A 17,735-nucleotide genomic window follows, 5' to 3' on the forward strand; every position below is an offset into this window, starting at 1 on the left:
GGGCTTGGGTGATCAGGCGGATGCGGGCGTCGTCGGTGCTGCCGGGGGCGGCGGTGAAGCCGAAGCGGGCGCGGGTGTCGATGACGATGCCGCCGGTGGTGGCCGCGGCCTGCTTGGCGCGGGCGCGGACCTGCGGTTGCCAGCGCTGGCGCACCTCGCGCTCTATCCGGGTGGCAAGGTCGGCGCGGGGTCGCTTGATCTGGTCTTTGACGTAGCGCTCCACAGTCCGCTGCGAGATCCCGAGCAACTGCGCAACCGCTTTGGTGCCCTTGAGCTGCTTGACCAGGTAACGCATCTGCGCCGGGGCCGACTTCGGGATCGCGCGGGTGAACGCGCCCTGCACGGCCTTGTCGAGGCTGTCCCCGAGCATTCCCACCGGTGACTCCTTCCACGTTGTGGTGCTTGATCGTCTGTGCGGGCCGCTGACGGCCGATCATGACCCTGGATGACCGGGATGTGCCATCCGGGTGATGATCGGCCGTCAGCGGCCCGTGTGGGCCGTTCTGGGGGGCTAGAAGCCGTCAGCCATGTCCACGAACCGGCTGTAGTGGCCTTAGGACTTGTCCGCCCGATCATGTGACTACTCGCCGTCCAGGTCGTTGATGTGGACATGGGGCGGGGTGATCTGACAGACGCAGAGTGGGAACGGCTGCGGCCGTTCCTGCCGGTCAGTAACCGGCGTTGTGGCCGGTGGCGGGATCACCGGCAGGTCATCGACGGGATTCTGCACCGGGTGCGGACTGGTGTGCAGTGGCGTGACCTGCCGGAACGGTTCGGGCCGTGGAAGACGGTCTATGAACGGCACCGGCTGTGGTCGGCGGACGGGACGTGGGAACGTCTGCTGCAGCAGGTCCAGGCCGCCGCGGATGACGCGGGTGAGATCGACTGGGACATCTCGGTGGACTCCACCATCGTTCGCGCTCATCAGCACGCCGCCGGCGCCCGCACCGATCCGCCGCCGATCCCGGCATCAAAGGGGGCCGAGCAGGCAGAACACCAGGGCGAAACAGCGTGGCAGAGTCTGCACGCCCGCCTGGTGGAGGTGGTGCAGGAAGTGAGGGCCTGGGCCGCTCGCGGGGCGGGTTCACCAGCAAACTCCACCTGAGCGCCGACGGCCGATGCCGCCCGCTGTCCCTCATCGTCACACCAGGCCAGCGGGCGGACTGCACCCAGTTCACGAAGGTGCTGGACAAGATCCGCATTCCCAAGCTCGGCCCGGGCAGGCCCCGCAAGAAACCCGACAGCCTTGCCGCGGACAAGGCCTACAGCAACGGACCCATCCGCAAGTACCTGCGCCGCCGGGGAATCCGGCACACCATCCCGGAGAAGGCTGACACCCAGGCCGCCCGCCTGCGCAAAGGCTCACGCGGCGGACGGCCACCCGCCTTCGACGAAGAGCGCTACAAGAAACGCAACACCATCGAACGAGCCATCAACCGACTCAAGCAGCACCGGGCCGTGGCCACCAGATACGACAAGCGCGGCTACGTCTACCTCGGCACCGCCACCGCAGCAGCACTCGCCATCTGGCTCCGCACATGATCGCCCGGACAACTCCTAGAAGGCAGTGGTGATGGTCGCGGTGGGCCCATTGCGGTGCTTGGCCACGATCAGGTCGGCCTCGCCGGCGCGGGCGGATTGCTTCTCTTAGGCGTCCTCGCGGTGGAGCAGGATCACGATGTCCGCGTCCTGCTCGATGGAACCGGACTCGCGCAGGTCCGAGACGGCCGGGGTCTTGTCGGCGCGTTGCTCGGGTCCGCGGTTGAGCTGGGACAGCGCCACGATCGGGATCTCCAGCTCCTTGGCCAGCAGCTTGAGGCTGCGGGAGATCTCGGAAACCTCCTGCTGGCGGCTCTCGGGCCGGCGGGCGGCGCCGGACTGCACCAGCTGCAGGTAGTCGGCCACGGCCAGCTTCAGGTCGCCCTTCTCCCGGAGCTTGCGGGCCTTGGCGGTGATGGTCAGCAGGTTCAGGCCGGCCGAGTCGTCGATCCACAGCGGGGCATCGACCAGGTCGGCGGAGCATAGGTTGATCTTCTGGCGCAGCTCATCGGGCAACGTCGCATTCCTGATGTGATGCAGCGGCACCTTGGCCTGCGCGGACAGCAGCCGCTGGGTGACCTCCAGGCGCCCCATCTCCAGGCTGAAGAACACCGAGGACTGGCGGTCGCGTAGCGAGCAGGCGCGGACGAAGTCCATGGCCAGGGTGGATTTGCCCATCGCCGGGCGGCCGGCCACGACGATCAGCTGCCCGGGCTGCAGTCCGTTGGTCAGCGAGTCGAGATCGATAAAGCCGGTGGAGACGCCGCTGAGCGCGCCGCCGCTGGCCGCGCGGCGGTCGTAGTCGTCGTGGAACAGGTCCAGCGCCGGGCCGAGCAGGTCCAGGCCGTCATCGTCGCTGCCCTCGTGGACGGCCTGCAGGGCCTGCTGCTGGGTGGCGATGATCTCGCTGGCCGTGCCCTCACCACGCCTCGCCCGGTTCGCCGCGGTCAGATTGGTGGTGATCAGGTCCCGCAGCGCGGCGTGTTCCCGCACGATCTGCGCGTAGTACTCCGCGTTGGCAACCGTCGGGGTGGCCTGCACCAGGGCGTGCAGGTACGGCGCGCCGCCGGCCCGGGAGATCTGGCCGGTCTTGGTGAGCTCTCCCGCGACGGTGATCGGGTCGGCCGCATCGCCCCGCAGGTACGTGGCGAACACCGTGGCGTGTGCGGGCCGGTAGAAGTGCCCGCCGGACAGCCGGACGTCCAGGACGTCAGCGATCGCCTCCTTCGACAGCAGCATGGCGCCCAGCACGGCCATCTCGGCGTCCAGGTTGTGCGGTGGCACGTACGGTGCGGCCTCGCGCTGACCGGGGATCTGCAGGTCGGTCACCGGGCACCTGCCACGGCCAGCGGGCTGCAATCGGGGCAGTCGACGTACTCGAAGGACTGATCGAACCGCTTCCGGAGGTGCTTGTCACACGCCCCGCACCACTCGACAGCCTGGGACGGCCGGTCTGCCGGAACCGTGGACCGCTCCGCGTGCTTGACCAGGTCCGTCCACCCGCGCGGCGCCATCTCCTTGGCCCGGTCGCGCAGCCACCACACCGGGAAGCCCTGAGCCAGCAGCTCCACCGCAGCCGACCGCAGCGCCTGCTGCGCACGCCCCGTCATCGGCCGGCGGAGCGCTTCGGTGTAGGCGGCGACAACTTCATCCGCCTCAGCATCAGCAGCAGCGGGACGCGGGGCAGGCACCACGACCGGGTTTTCCGGCGCAGCCGCTTCTCTCTCTTCTCCGTCCGTCGGGGTGCTCACTGAGGCCTCAGCGTCGTCCGGGACCAAGGAGAGAAGAGAGGGAGAAGAAGAAGGAAGGAGAAGGGGGCCGGATTCCGGTGCCCCTGCCCCGCCGGATTCCGGTGCCCCCCCGCCGGATTCCGGCGGGGGGTATGAGCTGGGCATATCCGGCAAACGGGCGTCGTCCAGAGCCGGATCGGGGGCAGCCGGCTTCTGCTGCGGAGCGCTGAACGTCAGCTCCTCCACCAGCGTTGGCCCATAGTCGGTCCGCGCCTGCTTCATGCTGGCCAGCATCTGCAGGTTCACCCGGCCCAAGTCCGCGAGCTGAGCGTTGTTCTTCGGGCTGAACCGCTCACCCCGGGCCAGCAGCCCGCGCTCGATCAGCCGCCGCTTGTTCTCCCTGGCGGTGCTGAGCGACATGTGGGCCTCGTCCGCGAGCTGCTGCAGCTTGGCGATGACGTAGCCCCGGTCGTCGGTGTGGTTGCAGCACGCCATCAAGAACGCGCCCTCGCCCACGTTCAGCCCGTCAGCCTGGAACACCATGTTCATGTGCTGGATCACCAGGCCACCCCCGCGTACAGACCGGACACCGAACCCCGCACGGCCACACCGCAAAGATCCAGGGCAAGAGACGAAACAGCAGCCGGGCAGGGCCGGGCAGCGAACAGGTACATGCCTGCGGAGGTGCCGGCGACCGCCGTCGTGTGACGCCGCCGGCCGAGGGGGCGAGGGAGCGCATCCGTCGACCATGCGACGGATCACCCGACGAAAGCGACCGCGAGCCCCTCGGCCCGGCAGAACCCAGCGAGAGGCCGCCAGCGCCCCGTACGCAGGCGGACAAGTGGGCGGTGAATCTTCGGGCGGCCCGGCAGTTCCACGCCCGCGAGGGCGCCCTGCAGGTGCCGCGTAAGCACGTGGAGCAACTCATCGAGCCTGACGGGACCGTGACCGAGGTCAAGCTCGGTCAGTTCGTGGACAACGCCCGCCGCCGGGCCGGGAAGCTGACCGAGGACCGGCGCGCGGAGCTCGACGCCCTCGGCATGCGCTGGTAATCGCCGCAGCGCGGGTGAAGGGCCGGGCGGGCTGGGCTTTCCGTGGGAAGCCCAACTCCTGTACGCCGCAAACCATCACCGAAAAACCGCAAATCATTAGTCACTACTGCCCAATCCCGAAGGATGCGTACTCGCGGTACTCGCAGTATCCGACTCGAAGTCCAAGAAATCACCCCTCGGAGGATACGTACTCGCAGTATCCGACTCGAAGTTCAGGAAATTATCCCTGTGGTAGGGATTTTCAATGGTGGGCTGGTTCGTTGGGCGAGCCTGTTCACGGGTCTTGTTGAGACGTGCGAGGTGGTGGTCGATGAATCGCTCGGCGTGTTCGGCCGGTGAGAGGGCGAATCGGCCCGCGGGATTTTGGGCATTGTGTCTTGCGCCCCACACTGCGTTGAAGGAGCCATTGGCTGCGCCGGCCACCCAGTCTCCGGACAGGCCGTAGACGCTGTCTTGAGCTGCGGCTTCCGTCATGCCCGTGAGTGCGCCGAAGCCGGCGTTGAAGGTCACGACGGTGCCGATTTTGGTCAGCGACTGAGCGTGATGGGGCAGATTAGTGAAGATCGGCTTCTTGGTGAGGTTCTTGAGGCCGTTCATGGCAGCGCCGCCCACCAGTCCCATGCCGAAGCCGACCGCTCCCCCCACCGCGCCGTTGACGGCAGCAACGCCCAGTTCGTGTCCGTCAGGGGAGCGCCGGTGGCCCCGGCCGATTTCGATGATCTGGGCAAGCAAGTCCATGCCGACCATGGCGACCACGGATTCGGTCAGGCGCGTCAGCATGTGCGTCACGGCTTGGCGTACGAAGGCCATACACAGCACTCTGGTGGCGGCGATGTCTGCTGCGGCTTTTGCTTCTCCGCCGAACATCCACAGAGCCGAATCGATGATGAGCTGCAGAAACAGCACGACCAATGCGCCAATGATCTGGATGCGCAACGTCTCGATCTGCAGGGCTTCTGCCTCAAGGGCGTCGGCTGCGGATTCAGCAGCTTCGATGAGGGCCGGTACGATCGCGTCGGTTTCTCCTACGCCCCGGCCTCCTGTGAGCTGAGCCAGGAACGCATCGACGGCGTCTTGGCCGGAGCCTGACAGAGCCCTGGCTGTCAGCCATCTGACGGTCTCGATGTGCTCCAGGAGTGTCCTGAGTGAGTGAGCCGTCTCCCGCCAAACTGTCGCCTCGGCGCGCAGCGCCGCCTCGTCACCGGTCGGCCCTGTGGTGATGAGCAGGAGATTTTGCAGCTCAGGCGGAACGTGGTGAGCGTCTACCATGCGCGCTTCAAAGCTGCTACACGTGGCCGTAAAGGCTACGTGCACCGGCTATCGCAGCTTCTTCCGCCCTGTGATAGGAGCTGTCCATGGCGGCAAGGTTGTCGGCGATGGTCTGGAGTACCTGCGGCATCCCTTGTAGGGCTTGGACCAGCGTGTCGCGTGGCTCGGCGAAGACGCTGCCGAAGGTCTGCCCGAGGGCGGGGTCATCTCCCCATGGGGCCGGTCCGGAGGCGTGAACGGCACTGGTGAGTGTTCGCAATGCTGTCGGCGGCCGCGGCTGCTTCCTCTGCCGCAGCAATCGCTTGTTGCAACATCACGAAGTCGACGGTGAGGACGTCACCGCCAGGAATACTGCCATTGATGCCAGGGATGGGCAGGTGAGGTTGGGGTGCCGACACCGGCGCGTTGCGGTAGCCATCAGGCGGGGACGGAACGGAAACGCCCTCGCCAGACGGCGGTGGTGTGCTGGGCACACTCCCCCCTTACTCGTCACTGATCATCCACTCACCAGGAAAGGCGAGCCCGGACACGCCGCAAGTCCTCGGCAGGACCAGGCATAAACACACCATCACAGCCGGAATGCCCTGGGAATCCGCCATGATGAGCTCTTGACGCAGGCAGAGCACCCGTTAACAGGAATCTGACGGCAGAACGGTGTTGCCTCCGGTCCAGACCAGGGCAAAAGCACCGTCAGCAGATCGATTCTGGCAAATACATCGAGGCGAGAAGCCCGACCCAGCCCGTGTCCACCGCCGTGAGCAGCCTCGCTGACACGAGGCGGCACGATCCCGCCCCGCCGCTGCCGTGAGGCGGCACACGGCCGCACAGAGCCTTTGGCTGTCCGTATAGACGTGACGCGCGCGGGGCTGCGTCGTTGAACTACCCGAAGCCAGCCCCGCTTGGCCCCCAGGGACGCATGGACCTGGGGGCCACGTGCTGCCGGGGCCGTAGAATCCTTGGCCATGCCCGCTTCCGTGACTTTGCCGGTGGCTGCAGCTGCGGCGGTTCCCGCGCCCCGCCGGCCCCTGCGCAGCCGGGTGCGGCACGGTCAGGCGTCGTGTGCTGACTACGGCTGTACCCGGCCCGTATGCCGTCAGGCCGCGCGGCGTGCCCGCTACCGGCGCGAGCGTGACCACGCCGCTGGTCTGTCGGCCCGTGTCGAGCCCATCCAGGCTGCCGAGCACGCCGCGCTGCTGCGCAGGCGCGGGATGTCGGCGCAGGACATTGCGGATGCTTCCGGGATCTCCGTCACCCTCATCCGGCGTCTGCTCCGTCCACCCGCCGCCCGGCCTGGCCGGATTGCCCGCGCAACCGCCGACGCCATCCTCGGCATCCACGCCCCGGCACCCCACGCGCACACCGGCAACGGCGGTAGCGGTAACGGGGGGCGAGGCTTGACCGACGCCGCACACGCCGCCGCGATACTCAACGCCCTGGCCGCGGCCGGATGGCCCGCCACCCACCTCGCCGACCGCCTGGGCATCAGCCCCCAGACCATCGCCGCCATCCGCGACCAACGACGCCCCCACCTGCGCATCCCGATCGACCAGGACATCCGCCGCCTCTACCCGAGGCTCGCCAACACCAGCCCCGCCGCGGCCGGTATCCCACCCGGCACCATCGCCCGCGCCCTCGCCTACCACCAACGCCGGCACACCACCGAGCAGTCACCGGTCACGACGGCCTAAGACCTCGGAAAGACTCCAGCCCTCAACGAGGGCTCGCGCCCGGGCACCGCGATCTGGGGGTCAGGACCGATGCCCCAAGGCAGCGGCCAGCAGGTTACGGACCTCGGTGACATCCCGGCCCGTACGCTCAGCAACCCCCGGCACGCTCTCCCCCGCCAGCACCGCAGCGACGATCGCCTCGTTCAAGCGCCGACGGGCCAACAGTGCCGCAGCTTCGGCCTCCCGCACCCCAGCCACCGCTTCCTCCAGGCTCCCCGGGCCCGGGTTATCCCCACTCTCACCTGCCGTCATCGCTCCATCCTGACAGACCACCCCGCGCTTTCCTCGGGACGGAAACCGGCCCGCATGTGGCGAACGTCCGGCAAGAAGCGCACAGCCGGGGCCCCCGTGCCCCCTCAGACCGATTGACGCAGACAGCTCAGCGGGCGTCGTGCTGCCAGTCCCACACGCCCGGGTCATCCGAACGCGGCGTATACACCGCGCGCCCACCCGGCCCGTACCGCCCCATGTCGGTGCGCAGCGCCGCGCCGGTAGCCCGTTCGGTCTCGGTCCAGCCCGTGACATCCAGCAGCAGGCCGTCCAGCGGGCCACCGAACAGCTCCCGGTAGACGTGCCCTCGCCGCGGCGCCGGGTCGTCGGCAAAGGCGCCGTACACCCGGCGCAGCAACTCATCCATGCCCACAAGGCTCCCACTCGTCCTGCCACCCCGGGCTGCCGGACCAGGACCGAGCCAGATCTTCCCAAGCATGGCTTCAAAACATCCCTGACGATGGCGGGCTTGAGGTCTGCAATCGAATATTCGCCCGAATTCGCGGAGAAGGACAAGGCCAAGGCCGCCGGTGCCCGGTGGGACGGGGCTGCCCGGCGCTGGTATGCCCCGCGGCCGAACACGACCGCTTTGGAGCCGTGGGCACCGGGGGCGGACATCCCCGAGCTCCTGCCGGGCGAGGACCGCTCCCTGGGCAGCGGCCTGTTCGTCGATCTCGTGCCCAGCAGCTGCTGGTTCACCAACGTGCGGTCCTGCGTCGCTCAGAAGGACTGGGACCGTCTCCGGCGCATGATCTATCACCGGGCCGGGAACCGCTGCGAGGCCTGCGGCGTAGGCCAGGACCAGGCCTCGAAGCGCCGGCTGGAGACTCACGAGCGGTGGATCTTTGACGACACCCGCCGGATCCAGACGCTGAAGCGGCTGATCTGCCTGTGCACGGACTGCCACACGGTCACGCACTTCGGCTTCGCGCAGATTCGTGGACTCGCGCCCCAGGCGCGTGCCCACCTGATCAAGGTCACCGGCATGACACCCGGCCAGGCAAACCATCACATCGAAGCAGCGTTCGACCTCTGGCAAGAACGCTCTCGCACCCCCTGGGCCCTGGACCTCACCATGCTCACCGACGCCGGAATCACCCTCAACCCGTTGCCCGATGCAGACGCCCGAGCCAACATCGCCCAAGAGACCCTCCGCACACAGACCACCAGCAACGAAACCATCGGCCTCCCCCGCCAGATCCACCCCGACAACCAGACGGGGACACCACGCAGCAGGTAGACCGAGGCCAGGGCAGCCCTGGCCCCCAGTCCGGCGGCCCGCCCCTGCGGGCCGCCATCCCACCACCAGCCCAGCGCAGCGGCCCCCCAGGCCGCCCCCACGACGGCCGGAGGGGCGGGCGCACCCCGCGCAGGAACCAGCCGCACCACACCAACACCCCCCCTCTACAGGAGAAGTCAGACCGGCGGGCACCCGCAAAACCGCCTGTGACCAGGGCGAATACATCTCAGTCGCCGGAGGGTGCGCAACGCCCGCCGCAACCCCTGCCGCAACGTCCCCCGCAACGCCCGCCGCAACCCCTGCCGCAACGCACAAAGCGGGCTCCCCACTTTCGGGGGCGTCCGGTTCGAGGGGCCCCTCATCCGGCCGCGGCCACCAGCTCGCCGGAAGGGGCGATGCCTTCAGTATCGGGCCGGCAGGGCGGGCAACCGCGTGCCGGCCGGGGGGTGTTCCGGCAGTGGCAGGCAGCGGCCTGGCCGGGCCTGAGATCACCGCGCCCCCAGGGTGACGACGGCGCCGATCATGGCGACCAGCACCGCCGCCCCGGACAGAGCCACCATCAACGGCTGGGACAACGCCGGACGACGGTAGGCCAGGTAAGCCAGGAAGCTGACCGTGAGCAGGCCGACCATCCCCAGCAGCAGCACAACCAGCAGAGCGAGCGTGGACAACAGGTTCCCCCTCGGGATCAGGCGCACCCCTCAGGGCAGGGGTGTGCTGGACAGGCGTGGAGCGTGGAGACTCCTTGGCCCTTGCGTCGCGGACAGGCGGCCCGGGACAGGGCGGCGTCAGGCTGGCAGACCCGACCCCAAGACCCGCAACCCTCTGCGACCAGCACATTCACACCCGATGTGATCTCCATCACATGGCAGGGGGGTGGGGCCACTTTCGCCGTTCGTCCAGCGTCGGCGCCCTCCTTCAAAACAGCCACGGCCGCCACACTGCCCCGCCCAGCGCGGCCCCTCGTCCCCGGCGCCGCCGCAACTCCGGGCCCGGGCGCCAGCTTCGGGGGCGGCGTATCCACCGCCGCGCCGCCCAGCGGCGGGGAAGCGGTCCCCGCGAACCCGCCCTCTCCATCCTGCAAGGGGCGGTTTCAGGGGAAGTCAGAGCCACACGCCTCACTCACCACCGGGTCTGATCTGCGGCAACAGACCGGTGAGTCCCAGCAAAGCCGCAGGTGATGGCGCAGGTAATGACGCAGGCGTTGCCGCAGGTGATGGCGCAGGCAATGTCGCGGCCCGAGACCGGGGTGCAAGCGATAGTGCAAGGAATGGTGCCGGGGTCTGCGGGGACGTTCGTGCCCTGCCGGGCATTGACGTGGGCCAGCAGACGACGCAGGGTGACACCCGGGGGAGTGATCAAAGGGGGGTGACCTGGTCGTGGTGGCGTACCGCTTCACACTGGACCGCGTCGTGCGCGCCGGGCCGATCACCGCGCACGCGGCCCTGGACGAATGGGCCCACGGACAGATCACCGTTCCCGTGCCCGCCCTCGCCCTGTCACAGATCAGCGGACTGACCCGGCAGGAACTGGCGGGGACGGTGTTCGAGGTCATGGCCAACTGTGCCGCCGCCACGGACGCCGACGTCGACCCGCACGGCTGGCGCCTCATGGCCCGCAGTGACGGCGAACACCGCCTCACGGTGCCGCGATCGTGGAGCGGCGTAACCACCTGACCGGAGGCCGTTCCCGCCCCGCGGTCGACACCAGATACCTCTCCCTCCCCTGCGGCTATCGCGCTGGGGAGGAGATGTCGCCGTCCCGCACCGGCTTGCCCACCGGCCATGACCAGCAGCAACACCACCACGCCGAAGGCGGGCCTGGCTACCTTCGGTGCCACCCTCGGTGCACCCCTGCATGCAACCGTCCAGGCCACCCTCCAGGCCACTGTCCAGGCCACCCTCCAGGAGCACCAGGAGCCGGTCGCGGCGACCCGCCGCCGCGGGCGCGCCCGCCGGCCTGCAGCGTGGGCAAGCCCCCGGCAGGAGGCTTGCCCACCAGAGCGAAGAGCGTCGGCCCAAGAGAAGTGCAGCGTTGCCATCAGACGGCCGGCGCCGACCCGGCCCACACGGCGTGGCCGTAGCGCAGCGGCGGGCGCGGGATCCCGCCCGGATCGGTGCGTGCCGGCGGCGCCCGTTCCTCGAGGGCGGTGAGTTCCGGCGGCAGCGGGACACGGGGGCCCTGAACCGTCGCCGGGATCAGCGGTCCGGCTGCTGTTCAGGCAGGCGTCGACCCGTCTCTTCGACCATGGCGACGCGGTCAGGGTTCACCTCGCGCAACCGCTGCCAGCGTCTGTCTCGTTCGGCCTGCCAGTGCTCCCAGGTGTGCTGCTCCGCTGCCAGCAGCCGCTCGGCCGTCACCTGAAAGACCGGCGCTGCCCACTCCTGCCACAGCACCCACCGCCCTGGAAGTCGTCGTAGCGGCTGGAGGCCAGCCGCCCTCTGCGGCCGGTCGTCTCCAGCTGCCGGTACGTCTCCTCGCCCATCCCCAGCGCCGTGGCCATGGCCGCCCGGCTCCGCCCGGTGAACACCCGCAAGTGCGCCAACACCTCCCTCGACGGTGCACAACTCGGCCGGCACCGTGCCGACAGCCTCCGCCAGCCCCGGCAGCACCACGGGACGCGGGACACGGGCCCCGGCCAGGTAAAGGCTCACCGCGCGTTCGGTCACCCCCGCCGACCGCGCGATCCGGGCCACCGAAACCCCGGCAGCCGCCCTCGCAGCACGGAACCTGCCCGGATCAAAACCGTACGCAGTCTCACTCACACCCCGGCCCCTACCCGATGCGGGACATTCGTTTCTGAACAAACCTTCACATACCCCCGACAATGAAGACTCGTTCACCCTGAACAAAACCACCGATACGCGAGTGTCACCGCTCTCCGGCCACAACTCCCCGGCCACAACTCCGGCCGGGGAGCGTCTGCCCGGCCGGCGCCGTCAACGTGGCATCCGGCCACCGCCGGCCAGACAGACAACCTCAGGCTATGGGTCCGGCCACGGCCACCGAGCCGGGGCCGGCAACCGGTCAGCGGGGGTTGTCCGCGTCGGCCACGCGCGGCAGATACCGCGCGAACCGCTGATACGCCGCCTGCCGCGTCGAACCCACCGCGGCTCCGATCTCCACCCACGTCGCGCCCTGGCCCCGCGCCGCTGCCCCCGCTGCCGGCGCCTGCTCCTCGATCAGTGCCTCCAGCCGGCCCACCGCTTCCAGCGCCGCCAGCGGATCGGCCACCCCCACCTCACGCAGCAACACGCCAAGGCGCTCCACCGTGCGGTCCAGTTCCTCCCGCGCACCATCGGCCACGTCAAGGCCCCTTCACACCAGCCGTCAAGATCCCTTGACACCCTACGTCAAGGCCCCTTGACGACCAAGATCGGACGCGTTAAGTCCCCTTGACGGGATGATCGGCCATCTTTTCCTGGCGCTCGCACCCGCGAGACGCGTCAAGGCCCCTTGACGCCGAGATCGGTCATCCGCCCTGACCCCCGCTCCCCCAACGATGCGCAGCAGCGCCCCGCCACTCCACCCGGCACGGGTCGTCCATGGCCGGGTCCAGGTCCGGGTCCGCGCAGCCGGCCGACCGCAGGATCAGCAGCAGGTCGTGATCGGAGAACGCCGTCCCCAGACGCTTCTCCCCTGCTTGGCCACAGCGCATCGTCACCAGCCGCCCACCACACGCCGACGGCTCATGCACCACAAAGCGCGCCTGCTCCATCACCCCAGCGTGCAGCCATCAACCGCAGCGCGCACCGCCGCGCCCGGCAGGGGCGAACCCGCACCGGCCCGGTGGGCGGCGTCGTGGGTGCTGTGGACGGAGTGCGGCGGCAGGCCGTTCTCGCGCAGCACCACCAACACCTCGCTGATCTCGTGGGGTGTGGTCCACGGGGCCGGGTAGTCCAGGAACTGCGTCACCAGCGCCCACTCGTGGTGCAGTGAGCCTTCCTGCGACTGCGGGGTACGCCAGTCGGTGGTGTCCGCTCCGTGCCGGGTAGCGGCGTCGGTGGACGCGTCCTCGGTGAGGTGCGCGGACAGCAGCACGCCACGGTGGAACAGCAGGAAGACCGGGCGGGGCGCGGTCACCTCGCGCAGGACCTTCACCAGGACGCGGCCGTTCTCGGTGCCGGTCAGGCCGAACAGGTCGGCGTTCTCCAACAACGACAGCGCGGTGCGGTGAACGGCCTTGTTCGGGAACGCCGCGGAAGCGGCCAGAACCCGGGCGGTGTCCGCGACCGCGGCGCGCAGCTGCACCAGCTGCCGGCGCAGTTCCACCATCGCGGCGTCGTCCTGTTCCAGGCAGGCTGCGTCCGTGCGGTGCCGGGCATCGAGCCTGTCCAGCCGCTGCCGGGCGTCGGCAAGGTCGGCTTCCAGGCCGGGCACGCGCCCGGCCTCGGTCACCGCGTCCTGGTAGGCGCGGTGGGTGCTGCTGGCGATGATGCGGATCATCAAAATCCCCCTGACGTCAAATGCGATGCCGGGCTGTCCGGCTCCCCACGGCCCCGCCCGTACCAGCCACGTCGTGCTGGTACGGGCGGGGGAGGCAGCAGGCAGAACAGGCAGGAGCTGCGGACTCAGCCGGTGTAGGGCAGTCCCCAGTAGCGCTCGGGGACTTCGCCGGCCCGGAACTCTTCGGCTTCCTCGCGGTACTCGGTGGCGTGGCCACGGGCGACCTCAGCCGCCCGCTTGGCCTGCGCCCGCACCATCGGGGAGTTGCCGGGGTCTACGGCGGCGCGGTCGCCGTCCAGGGCGGCGGCCTCGCAGCGGGCCGCGCACCGCTCGCGGTCCACGGCCAGTTCCAGCAGCTCCGCAGGCGTCAGGTCCGTCGTCATGCGCTCGGCCATCAACGGCTCCCATCAGTGGGTTGACGGTGTGGTCCGGGCTGTCCGGCTCCCCACGCCCCGCCCGTACCAGCGCGCCTGGGCTGGGACGGGCGGGGGAGGCAGCAGGCAGAACGGTTCAGGCGCTGCGGTGCCGCAGCGCGAGGGCGTGGCGGGTGGTGCGCAGGCGGGTCAGGGCGGCGCGGATCGCGCGGCGGTGCGGCCGACGCCGGGCCCGCGCCCTGCTCACGCGGGCGGCGGGGTTGCGGATCCCGGCCAGGGCCAGGGCCTCGTAGGAGTCAAAGTCAGCGGACGTCCAGTCCGGACGCGGACCGTAGGTGCGGAACATGCGGGAGCCTCCGAGCTGTCACAGGAACGGGACGGGCGTGCCGGTCAGGCGGCCAGCGGCAGGACGGTGTCCTGCCGTACGGCAGCCAGCGGGGCGTCGATGTGCGCGAGGACCTGCTGCTCGGTTGAGGGGGCGGCGGTGGGCAGCTGGTCGACAAACCGGACCTCAACCGCGCGGGGGGAGGTGCGGCGGCGGATGACACCGCGCGCGATGATCTGCAACCAGGCCAGGTCCATCACCCGGTGGTCGACGCGGTCGGCGTTCTCCACGATCCGCAGCCAGACCTCGCCGGCGATGTCCTCACCCAGGCAGTGGTTGGACACGTCCAGGTGGTCGTAGACGAACCGCAGCAGCGCCTGCTGGTGCGCCTGGTAGGCGGCGGTGATCAGGTCCGTGCTGCTCACAGTGGCGGTGGTCATGACGTTTCTCCTTGTCGGGAAAGGCGGCGGTGGATCTCGTGAACGCGGTGGCCAGCGGCGTAGGCCGCGGCGGCCGCCAAAGCAGTGGCGTGCAGGCGGTGGCGGGCGGTGCGGCTACACGGGCCGAAGTGCGCGATCGCGCGGGCCGCGGCAGCGGCCAACGCCCGGGCCCGGGCGGCTATGTGAAGGTCGTCAGGCACCAAGAAGCCCAAGCGCAAAGAAGAGGGCGGGGCGGCCCAGGAGGGAGTGGGGCCGCCCCGCCCTGACGGTGGGGTGCGGAAGGTGTGGGGTTACTGCTGGCCGGAGCCGTTGCAGCGAGTGCAGGGCTGTCGGGTCTGCCGGCCGGAGCCGTCGATGACCAGCACGCCCTCGCCGGTGCCGTTGCAGCCGGTACAGCGCCGGGGCATCTCAGGCATGAAACGCAGCCAGAGTCTGCGGTACCGCGCTGCCGGTTTCACCACAACGACAACGCCACCACCCGCACAACGGGCACGCGTCGTCGGCCGCGTACGTGTGGGTGACGCTGCCCGCCGGCGGGGGCGTAGGCGGCGGGGTGGGGATCGGCTCGTGGCCGTAGTCCCCGTTGATGCTGTGATCCGCCATCTCCACCACGCCCGTCGTCCGGGCGCGGCGGGCGATCGCGAACAGCCGGGCGCACACGCCATCGGCGTGCGCCTCGGCCCGGCTCCGGTAGTCGTACGCGGCCAGCACCGAAGCGGGCAGCGCCAGCGTGCACGCGACGGGGCGGCCGATCCTCCCCCGCTGCGATCAGCTGACGCCGACGCACCGCGCCGGGCTTGGGCGACCCGGCAGGGGTCTTGGCCGGCATGCCGTCGTCGTGGCTCCACACTCCCGACGGGTGCGGGCGTGCCGGTGCCGGCTGCGGCTGGCGGCCGTCCCGCTGGTGCGGAGTCGGACGCATCGGCAGCGGAGAACCACCCGCCGCAGCAGCCGGAGATGCCATCATGAGTGTCAAGGTCGAGTCCTTCCTCGTCGCGACCTCCTGACAGCCCCCGGTCGCACCCGGGGGCTGTCGTCGTGACTGCTGTACGAGCAGCCACGGCCCCGGCCGCCCCCACCTGGGATGGGGGCGGCCGGGGCCGTGGGTCTTCGTCGCCTGCGCGGATTGTTCAGGCGGTGATGCGTTGGGGGTGAAGCGGCACGTCGGGGCCGCGGAACTCCGAGACCGCGCCCGGGATCGTGCGGCAGGTGTTGTTGGCCTCTTCGACCCGCGTGCCGGAGCGCTTGGCCGTCGCCCGGGCGTTGGCCGTGGCCTCGCGGTGCCGGGCCCACTCCGCCGCGGCGGTCTTCTGTGCGGTGGCGGTGTAGCGGCGGTCGAACCGGGCCCGCTCCCGCGCGAAAGCCTGCCGGGTGCGGTCGCGATGCTCCTGGGTGCGCTGCAGCTGCTCATACAACGCGGCAAGCCGAGCGCCGTCAGCGCAGCGGTGCGTCCCTGCACAGCGGCTGGCCACGCTGCTGGCTCGGCACTTGGCGAGGTGCTCGCGGTACGCGGTTAACGACCCGGCCGCGGTCGCCGGCACCGGAACCATCCGGGCGACGGGCTTGGGCGGGGCGGGGAGCGGCTTGTAGTGCTGCCGAGCCGAACGGCGCACCCTCGCGGTGCTGTCGGCCGCCAACAGCTTCTCGTCCCACTCCTCAACGCTCATGTCCAGCTTGATCACCTGGAGGCTGCCAGCGCAGCGCTCCTGGTCGGTGGTGCTGTGTTCACGGATCTTGAGCGTCATGTTGCCGCCCATCAGGCGGCGCCAGGTCTTGCAGTCCGGGCAGACGATCGACTTGACCTCGCCCTCGCGAATGTTGACGTCCTGCGGTTCGACCTTGCTGAGCCGGAGCGGCGCGCGGCCGTTGTTGCGCTTGGTACGAACCCGGCCGGGGCGGATCTGCGGCATCAAGTCCTCCTGGACTCTAAAAACCTCGTCTCACCAGGGCGTAGTGACATGCTTGGCGCCGAAGAAGTTTCGGTCTCCGTCGTCCCGGTTGTTTGCGAGATCGAGGAGGCTACCGGGTTCGGGGTTTTCCAGGTCGGTAAGCCAATCTGTAACAAAGTTTCGGAGGTTCTTGCCTGCCACTGTGTAGAGGTCTGGCCGTCATCTGCGCTCCTGCTGTCTGGGGTACGGGCATAGTTCATCAGACATCGATGCTGGTGACTGGGGATTCCCTGCTTCAAGCTGGACCCAGGTCCAGAGCCACGTCTGTACAGCCGGCCGACTGCATCAGCAGCAGCTCGTGCTCGGAGAACGCCATCCCCAAACGCTTTTCTCTGCCCTGCCGCAGCAGGCGGGTACCGCAGGAACTTCGGCTCGGACAGTAGGCCGGAGGTCTGCGCGGAGGCCCCCGTGCAATGCACCGAACCGCGGGAAGGCGCGACCGCTGTCATCACTGCGGGCATGGCCTGAAGCCGGATCCGCTCCCACCCGGCGTCGGTCAACCCGCTGCCCTTCGCGTGTCTCACCTATTCAGAACTGCCGAATGCCTTCACACCATCCGACAGGTTCGGAAGCGCGACCAGAGTTGGCATTCGCATAATACGGGGTGGCGCAAAACTTCTATTGCATCCCATGGGAGACCGGTAGGGTGTGACAACGCCGTAAGGCGCCCTATCTCTTGCACTTCTCATTGGCGATTCCATAAAGAAGTGCCACGAAACGGTGCAGGATATGTGCAGCTTAGTGAATTGGCGGGCCTCGCGCGTCCGGTTCGTACGATGGATTCTGCTGTAGCAGTTCCCGTAGGCCAGCCTTTCTCTTCACTAGCTTAGCCGCGTTCCGAAGCGCACGGAAAACCAATGGTCACCTGCGCACCCGGTTTCATCGCACAAGCGGTAGAGACCGTGAGCTCGCGCGGCTGATTCCGCGCTTACCTCTGCGCAGCTAAAGCTGCCTTGCCCATCGTCGAGCCGCAGTCGCCTCTTCGATGCAGGTCATTTCTCGCACTCATTCCGGAGCCTCTCCATGCTCAGTGTTCCTATTCCCAGACCCGGGTCGATCGCGCTCGGCGTGATCGTCGCCCTGGCACTCGGGGTCATACCGGCCACGGCCGCCGTATCCGCGGACCCCGCCGGTCGCGGGCCCGCCGCCAGCGCTATACAGACATCTGGCAACGGCGGCACGCACACCGTCACCCTCATCACCGGCGACAAGGTGACGATCGGCACCGCCGCCGACGGCACCAGCATCCGGTCCTTCCAAGGTGCGAACGGCACCACCACCGGATTCCACCGGGCGGTCGTCGACGGGGCCACCTACGTGTACCCCGACGCCGTCCTGCCCTACGTCAGCGCCGGGACGCTCGACAAGCAGCTG

Annotated in this window: 20 protein-coding genes and 2 pseudogenes; 6 read left to right on the forward strand and 16 right to left on the reverse strand. The window is 69.2% G+C overall.

The window, feature by feature from the left end:
* Positions 1-370, reverse strand: a 370-nt coding sequence (gene tpg, locus PV350_RS33840; protein WP_500337457.1) for a telomere-protecting terminal protein Tpg, incomplete at its 3' end; no start/stop codon positions are given.
* A gap of 240 nt (positions 371-610) precedes the next feature.
* Between tpg and PV350_RS33845 the strand changes: the two genes are divergently transcribed.
* Positions 611-1,542 (forward strand): IS5 family transposase gene (locus PV350_RS33845; protein WP_500337458.1). Its coding sequence is split into 2 segments (ribosomal slippage): positions 611-1,024 and positions 1,027-1,542, totalling 930 coding nucleotides; the frame shifts between segments, so codons are not numbered across the junction.
* A gap of 15 nt (positions 1,543-1,557) precedes the next feature.
* On the opposite strand, the pseudogene dnaB reads toward PV350_RS33845, so the two are convergent.
* Positions 1,558-2,859: pseudogene (gene dnaB, locus PV350_RS33850) on the reverse strand (replicative DNA helicase).
* 5 nt (positions 2,860-2,864) lie between these two features.
* Entirely contained in the window at positions 2,865-3,830 is a 966-nt protein-coding gene (locus PV350_RS33855) for a hypothetical protein (RefSeq protein WP_500337440.1), read from the reverse strand.
* A 287-nt stretch (positions 3,831-4,117) separates the two neighbouring features.
* Between PV350_RS33855 and PV350_RS33860 the strand changes: the two genes are divergently transcribed.
* Entirely contained in the window at positions 4,118-4,321 is a 204-nt protein-coding gene (locus PV350_RS33860) for a helicase associated domain-containing protein (protein ID WP_500337441.1), read from the forward strand.
* 96 nt (positions 4,322-4,417) lie between these two features.
* Here PV350_RS33860 and PV350_RS33865 read toward each other — a convergent pair whose 3' ends face one another.
* Complete coding sequence (locus PV350_RS33865; RefSeq protein WP_500337442.1) at positions 4,418-5,590, reverse strand: WXG100-like domain-containing protein; 1,173 nt, start codon at positions 5,588-5,590, stop codon at positions 4,418-4,420.
* Between the two features lie 1,394 nt (positions 5,591-6,984).
* Here PV350_RS33865 and PV350_RS33870 point away from each other — a divergent pair.
* Entirely contained in the window at positions 6,985-7,278 is a 294-nt protein-coding gene (locus PV350_RS33870; RefSeq protein ID WP_500337443.1) for a hypothetical protein, read from the forward strand.
* 418 nt (positions 7,279-7,696) lie between these two features.
* On the opposite strand, the gene PV350_RS33875 is transcribed toward PV350_RS33870, so the two are convergent.
* On the reverse strand, positions 7,697-7,954 hold the full coding sequence (locus PV350_RS33875; protein ID WP_500337444.1) for a hypothetical protein: 258 nt from the start codon (positions 7,952-7,954) through the stop codon (positions 7,697-7,699).
* A 102-nt stretch (positions 7,955-8,056) separates the two neighbouring features.
* Between PV350_RS33875 and PV350_RS33880 the strand changes: the two genes are divergently transcribed.
* Positions 8,057-8,827 (forward strand): DUF5710 domain-containing protein, encoded by a 771-nt coding sequence (locus PV350_RS33880; protein ID WP_500337445.1) that lies wholly within the window; start codon positions 8,057-8,059, stop codon positions 8,825-8,827.
* A gap of 488 nt (positions 8,828-9,315) precedes the next feature.
* Here PV350_RS33880 and PV350_RS33885 read toward each other — a convergent pair whose 3' ends face one another.
* Positions 9,316-9,498 carry a hypothetical protein gene (locus PV350_RS33885; protein ID WP_500337446.1) on the reverse strand — a complete coding sequence of 61 codons (183 nt, stop codon included), beginning with the start codon at positions 9,496-9,498 and terminating at the stop codon, positions 9,316-9,318.
* A 708-nt stretch (positions 9,499-10,206) separates the two neighbouring features.
* On the opposite strand from PV350_RS33885, the gene PV350_RS33890 reads away from it, so the two are divergent.
* Positions 10,207-10,503, forward strand: a complete 297-nt coding sequence (locus PV350_RS33890; protein ID WP_500337447.1) for a hypothetical protein — start codon at positions 10,207-10,209, stop codon at positions 10,501-10,503.
* Between the two features lie 522 nt (positions 10,504-11,025).
* Here PV350_RS33890 and PV350_RS33895 read toward each other — a convergent pair.
* The 10 genes and pseudogenes from PV350_RS33895 to PV350_RS33940 form a co-directional block, all read right to left on the reverse strand.
* On the reverse strand, positions 11,026-11,223 hold the full coding sequence (locus tag PV350_RS33895; RefSeq protein ID WP_500337459.1) for a hypothetical protein: 198 nt from the start codon (positions 11,221-11,223) through the stop codon (positions 11,026-11,028).
* A 183-nt stretch (positions 11,224-11,406) separates the two neighbouring features.
* Positions 11,407-11,730, reverse strand: a pseudogene (locus tag PV350_RS33900) (helix-turn-helix domain-containing protein); the annotation flags it as partial.
* A gap of 124 nt (positions 11,731-11,854) precedes the next feature.
* Positions 11,855-12,133 carry a hypothetical protein gene (locus tag PV350_RS33905; protein ID WP_500337448.1) on the reverse strand — a complete coding sequence of 93 codons (279 nt, stop codon included), beginning with the start codon at positions 12,131-12,133 and terminating at the stop codon, positions 11,855-11,857.
* 166 nt (positions 12,134-12,299) lie between these two features.
* Entirely contained in the window at positions 12,300-12,545 is a 246-nt protein-coding gene (locus PV350_RS33910) for a hypothetical protein (protein WP_500337449.1), read from the reverse strand.
* A complete protein-coding gene (locus tag PV350_RS33915; RefSeq protein ID WP_500337450.1) occupies positions 12,545-13,273 on the reverse strand; it encodes a hypothetical protein in 729 nt (242 codons plus the stop codon). The genes PV350_RS33910 and PV350_RS33915 overlap by 1 nt, the downstream gene beginning before the upstream one ends.
* A gap of 125 nt (positions 13,274-13,398) precedes the next feature.
* Positions 13,399-13,668: a hypothetical protein gene (locus PV350_RS33920; RefSeq protein WP_500337451.1), complete on the reverse strand. Its 270-nt coding sequence runs from the start codon at positions 13,666-13,668 to the stop codon at positions 13,399-13,401.
* Positions 13,669-13,783: 115 nt separating this feature from the next.
* A complete protein-coding gene (locus tag PV350_RS33925) occupies positions 13,784-13,993 on the reverse strand; it encodes a hypothetical protein (protein WP_500337452.1) in 210 nt (69 codons plus the stop codon).
* A 44-nt stretch (positions 13,994-14,037) separates the two neighbouring features.
* A complete protein-coding gene (locus tag PV350_RS33930) occupies positions 14,038-14,412 on the reverse strand; it encodes an RNA polymerase sigma factor (RefSeq protein WP_500337453.1) in 375 nt (124 codons plus the stop codon).
* 408 nt (positions 14,413-14,820) lie between these two features.
* The gene (locus PV350_RS33935; protein ID WP_500337454.1) at positions 14,821-15,123 is read right to left on the reverse strand and encodes a hypothetical protein; all 303 of its coding nucleotides are present in this window, start codon (positions 15,121-15,123) and stop codon (positions 14,821-14,823) included.
* Between the two features lie 419 nt (positions 15,124-15,542).
* Positions 15,543-16,322: a hypothetical protein gene (locus PV350_RS33940; protein ID WP_500337455.1), complete on the reverse strand. Its 780-nt coding sequence runs from the start codon at positions 16,320-16,322 to the stop codon at positions 15,543-15,545.
* A gap of 1,062 nt (positions 16,323-17,384) precedes the next feature.
* Here PV350_RS33940 and PV350_RS33945 point away from each other — a divergent pair.
* A partial coding sequence (locus tag PV350_RS33945) for a hypothetical protein (protein WP_500337456.1) occupies positions 17,385-17,735 on the forward strand: 351 nt, incomplete at its 3' end.

The sequence above is a fragment of the Streptomyces sp. PA03-6a genome (assembly GCF_033792765.1).
Classification (GTDB): domain Bacteria; phylum Actinomycetota; class Actinomycetes; order Streptomycetales; family Streptomycetaceae; genus Actinacidiphila.

What these genes read in the sequence shown, in the direction of transcription:
- PV350_RS33865 (WP_500337442.1), bottom strand. Translation starts at nt 5,590, where the DNA reads ATGGTAGACGCTCACCACGTTCCGCCTGAGCTGCAAAATCTCCTGCTC.
- PV350_RS33875 (WP_500337444.1), bottom strand. Translation starts at nt 7,954, where the DNA reads ATGGATGAGTTGCTGCGCCGGGTGTACGGCGCCTTTGCCGACGACCCG.
- PV350_RS33910 (WP_500337449.1), bottom strand. Translation starts at nt 12,545, where the DNA reads ATGGAGCAGGCGCGCTTTGTGGTGCATGAGCCGTCGGCGTGTGGTGGG.
- PV350_RS33915 (WP_500337450.1), bottom strand. Translation starts at nt 13,273, where the DNA reads ATGATCCGCATCATCGCCAGCAGCACCCACCGCGCCTACCAGGACGCG.
- PV350_RS33920 (WP_500337451.1), bottom strand. Translation starts at nt 13,668, where the DNA reads ATGGCCGAGCGCATGACGACGGACCTGACGCCTGCGGAGCTGCTGGAA.
- PV350_RS33925 (WP_500337452.1), bottom strand. Translation starts at nt 13,993, where the DNA reads ATGTTCCGCACCTACGGTCCGCGTCCGGACTGGACGTCCGCTGACTTT.
- PV350_RS33930 (WP_500337453.1), bottom strand. Translation starts at nt 14,412, where the DNA reads ATGACCACCGCCACTGTGAGCAGCACGGACCTGATCACCGCCGCCTAC.
- PV350_RS33940 (WP_500337455.1), bottom strand. Translation starts at nt 16,322, where the DNA reads ATGCCGCAGATCCGCCCCGGCCGGGTTCGTACCAAGCGCAACAACGGC.